The sequence below is a fragment of the Micromonospora sp. D75 genome, from assembly GCF_018070405.1.
In the GTDB taxonomy this organism is placed as follows: domain Bacteria; phylum Actinomycetota; class Actinomycetes; order Mycobacteriales; family Micromonosporaceae; genus Micromonospora; species Micromonospora chalcea.
The window spans coordinates 1-3,769 of record NZ_JAGPXV010000582.1 but is presented as its reverse complement, the minus strand read 5'-3'; the positions used below and the strand labels follow the sequence as shown (position 1 = coordinate 3,769).

The following is a 3,769-nucleotide window of genomic DNA, read 5'->3' as shown; positions in this document are numbered from 1 at the left end:
GCCAGGAGATCGGCGGCGAGGTGCTGCCGTTCGACGACCGGGTGGAGCTGGCGGCGGCGCTGCGCGCCCGCTTCGGTGACCTGGTGGGTCAGCGGTGATCCCGCTGACGCTGGCCGAGGTGGCCGCCGCCGTCGACGGCCGGCTCGTCGGCGCCGACCCGGACGCCCGGGTCACCGGCACCGTCGAGTTCGACTCCCGCAAGGTGAGCCGGGGCGGCCTGTTCGTGGCCTTCCCCGGCGAGCGGGTGGACGGCCACGACTACGCGGCCGGCGCGATCTCCTCGGGCGCGGTGGCGGTGCTCGGCACCCGGGAGGTCCCGGGCCTGCCGATGGTGCTCGTCGGCGACGCGCTCGACGCGATGGGCCGGCTGGCCCGCGCCGTCGTCGACCGGCTGCCCGGCCTGACCGTGATCGGGCTGACCGGCTCGTCCGGCAAGACCACCACCAAGGACCTGATCGCCCAGGTCGCGGTCCGGCTCGGCCCGACGGTGGCCCCGCCCGGCTCGTTCAACAACGAGCTGGGGCACCCGTACACGGCGCTGCAGGCCACCCCGGAGACCCGCTTCCTGGTGATGGAGAAGGGCGCCCGCGGGGTGGGGCACGTCCGGTACCTGTGCGACGTGGTGCCGCCCCGGATCTCGGTGGTGCTCAACGTCGGCGTGGCGCACCTGGGCGAGTTCGGCTCGGTGGAGGCCATCGCGCTGGCCAAGGGGGAACTGGTCGAGGCGCTGCCGTCCGACGGGCTGGCGGTGCTCAACGCCGACGACCCGCGGGTGGACGCGATGTCGACGCGTACGCAGGCCCGGGTGGTGCGGTACGGCGAGTCGGAGCGCGCCGACGTGCGCGCCGTGGACGTGACGCTCGACGGCCGGGGCCGGCCCTCGTACACGCTTGTCACCCCGGAGGGGAGCGCGCCGGTGCGGCTCGGGCTGACCGGCCGGCACCAGGTCTCCAACTCGCTCGCCGCGGCGGCGGTCGGGCGCGAGCTGGGCCTGCCACTGCCCGACCTGGCGGCGGCGCTGAACGAGCTGGGCCTGGTCTCCACCCGGCGGATGGACGTCTTCGAGCGCCCCGACGGGGTGACCGTGATCGACGACTCGTACAACGCGAACCCGGCCTCCACCGGCGTGGCGCTGCGGGCGTTGGCCAGCATGCGCGGCGAGGGGCGTACGGTCGCGGTGCTCGGCTACATGGCCGAGCTGGGTGACTTCGAACTTCAGGGGCATCAGCAGGTCGGCCGGCTCGCGGCCGAGCTGGGAGTGGACCGGCTGCTCGTGGTGGGCGAGCCGGCGGCGCCGATCCACGAGGGCGCGACAGCGGTAGGCAATTGGGGAGGAGAGTCGGTGCTGCTCAGCGATCAGGCGGCGGCCGTCGAGGTGCTGCGGAGCGAGCTGCGTCCGGGAGACGTGGTGCTGGTGAAGGGCTCCCGGTACCGGACCTGGGAGGTGGCCGACGCGCTGCGCGCGGACGCCCGCGAGGGTGCGACGGAGGGCGGCGCCGCATGAGGGCGGTCATCGTCGCCATCGGGGTCGCGTTCCTGATCTCGCTGTTCTGCACCCCGATCGCGATCAAGGTGTTCGCCCGGCTGAAGGCCGGCCAGCCGATCCGGTCGAACCTCGGGCTCGCCAGCAACGAGGGCAAGAAGGGCACGCCGACGATGGGCGGCGTGGTCTTCATCCTGGCCACTGTCATCGCGTACGTCGCCGGGCACCTGGCCCTGACCACGCTGCCGGACGCGCAGATCGCCCAGGTCGAGCCGACGATCACGGCGCTGGTGCTGCTGGGGCTGATGGTGTTCTCCGGCGCGGTCGGCTTCATCGACGACTTCCTGAAGGTGCGCAAGCGGCACAGCGGCGGCCTCAACAAGCGGGGCAAGCTGGCCGGGCAGATCCTGGTCGGCGCGGTCTTCGGCGCGGTGGCGGTCTACTTCCCGTCGAGCATGACCGACGCCGGCGGCAACGCGACGAACACCGAGACGGTGGCCAGCACCACGCTGAGCTTCATCCGGGACATCCCGGCGCTGGAGATCGGCAAGATCGGCTCGGTGATCGTCATCATCATGGTGGTCATGGCCGCCACCAACGGCGTCAACCTCACCGACGGCCTGGACGGCCTGGCCACCGGCGCCTCGGTGATGGTGCTCGCGGCGTACGCGCTCATCGCGTTCTGGCAGTACCGGCACTGGTGCGCCGACCCGAACTACACCGAGGCGTACTGCTACACCGTGCGCGACCCGCTGGAGATCGCGCTGATCGCCGGCGCGGCGGCGGGCGCCTGCGTGGGCTTCCTGTGGTGGAACACGTCCCCGGCGCGGATCTTCATGGGTGACACCGGCGCGCTCGGGCTGGGCGGCCTGATCGCCGGCATGGCGATGTCCACCCGCACGATCCTGCTGCTGCCGATCCTGGGCGGCCTGTTCGTGATCATCACGATGTCGGTGGTCATCCAGATCATCTCGTTCCGTACCACCGGCAAGCGGGTGTTCCGGATGTCGCCGTTGCAGCACCACTTCGAGCTGGCCGGCTGGAGCGAGGTCAACATCGTGGTCCGCTTCTGGATCATCGCCGGCATCGGCGTGGCCATCGCGCTGGGCCTGTTCTACAGCGAGTTCCTCGCCGCGGTCAGCTAGGTGTAAGGAAGGGCCCCTTATTAACAGACGTCTGTTAATAAGGGGCCCTTCCTTCAGATCCGACACGCCGACCGGGCGGTTGCGCCACGGGCGGGCGGGGCGAGCGGCAATGATGGGCCTGTGGGGGAGGGACGAGACATCCAGGTGACCAGCGACCCGCCGGCCCGCCGTGCGCCGGCGGCCACGCCTCCGGCCGAACCGCCGGCGGCGCGCTGGGATCCGGCCGGTGGGCTGGCCGCGCTGCGTGGCCTGCTGGCCCGGCCGCTGGCCTCGTACTACCTGCTGCTGTCCAGCGTCGGACTGCTGCTGCTGATCGGCCTCACCATGGTCTTCTCCGCGACCAGCGTGAAGGACTTCGCCGAGGGCGGCGACGCGTCCGCGTCGCTGACCAAGCAGGCCGTGTTCGCGGTGATCGGCATCGGCGCGTTCTGGGCCTGCCAGCGGCTGCCCGCGCGCACGTTCCGGGCGGTCAGCCGCCCGGCGCTGGGGGTGGCGGTCGCGCTGCTGCTCCTGCTCAACCTGCTCGTCGCGATGGGCTCGCTGTTCGGGGTGACGTCGATCGGGCCGTTGCGGGCCGAACTCCTCTCACTCTCGCTCGGCCCGATCTCGCTGCAACCGGTCGAGGTGGCGAAGTTCGCGCTGGTGCTGTGGGCGGCGCACGTGCTGGCCCGCAAGGGCGCGGTGCTGGGCTGGTGGAAGGAACTGGCCACGCCGCTGTTCCCGGTGGTGGGCCTGCTGTTCGTGCTGGTCGGCTACAACGACCTGGGCAGCATGCTGTGCCTGCTCGCGCTCGTGGTCGGCATGCTCTGGGCGGCGGGCGTACGGACCCGGGTCTTCGCCGCGCTCACCGCGATCGGCCTGGCCGGCATCGGCCTGCTGGTGGCCGCGGCCTCGCTCGGCGCCGGCTCCGGCTCCCGGGGCGCCGACAACTACCGGCTCGGCCGCCTCACCATGTGGCTCGACCCGCCCTCCCCGCGCACGTGTTTCGAGCAGGAGCTGCCGAACTGCTACCAGCTCGTGCAGGCCCGCTACGCGATCGGCAACGGCGGCTGGTTCGGCGTCGGCCTGGGCCAGAGCTCGCTGAAGTGGAACTGGCTCCCCGAGGCGCACAACGACTTCATCTTCGCCATCGTCGCGGAGG

Annotated in this window: 3 protein-coding genes; all 3 read left to right on the top strand. The window is 72.0% G+C overall.

The window, feature by feature from the left end; translation table 11 throughout:
* The first annotated feature begins 94 nt into the window (after window positions 1-94).
* The gene (murF, locus tag KBX39_RS25845) at window positions 95-1,504 is read left to right on the top strand and encodes a UDP-N-acetylmuramoyl-tripeptide--D-alanyl-D-alanine ligase (protein WP_210872940.1); all 1,410 of its coding nucleotides are present in this window, start codon (window positions 95-97) and stop codon (window positions 1,502-1,504) included.
* On the top strand, window positions 1,501-2,628 hold the full coding sequence (gene mraY, locus KBX39_RS25840; protein WP_043329473.1) for a phospho-N-acetylmuramoyl-pentapeptide-transferase: 1,128 nt from the start codon (window positions 1,501-1,503) through the stop codon (window positions 2,626-2,628). Before murF ends, mraY begins: the two co-directional genes overlap by 4 nt.
* 231 nt (window positions 2,629-2,859) lie before the next feature.
* On the top strand, window positions 2,860-3,769 hold a 910-nt coding region (locus KBX39_RS25835; RefSeq protein WP_210872942.1), incomplete at its 3' end, for an FtsW/RodA/SpoVE family cell cycle protein.

Bases quoted from the DNA above. Each gene is read 5' to 3' on its own strand.
- mraY (WP_043329473.1), top strand. From the start codon at position 1,501: ATGAGGGCGGTCATCGTCGCCATCGGGGTCGCGTTCCTGATCTCGCTG.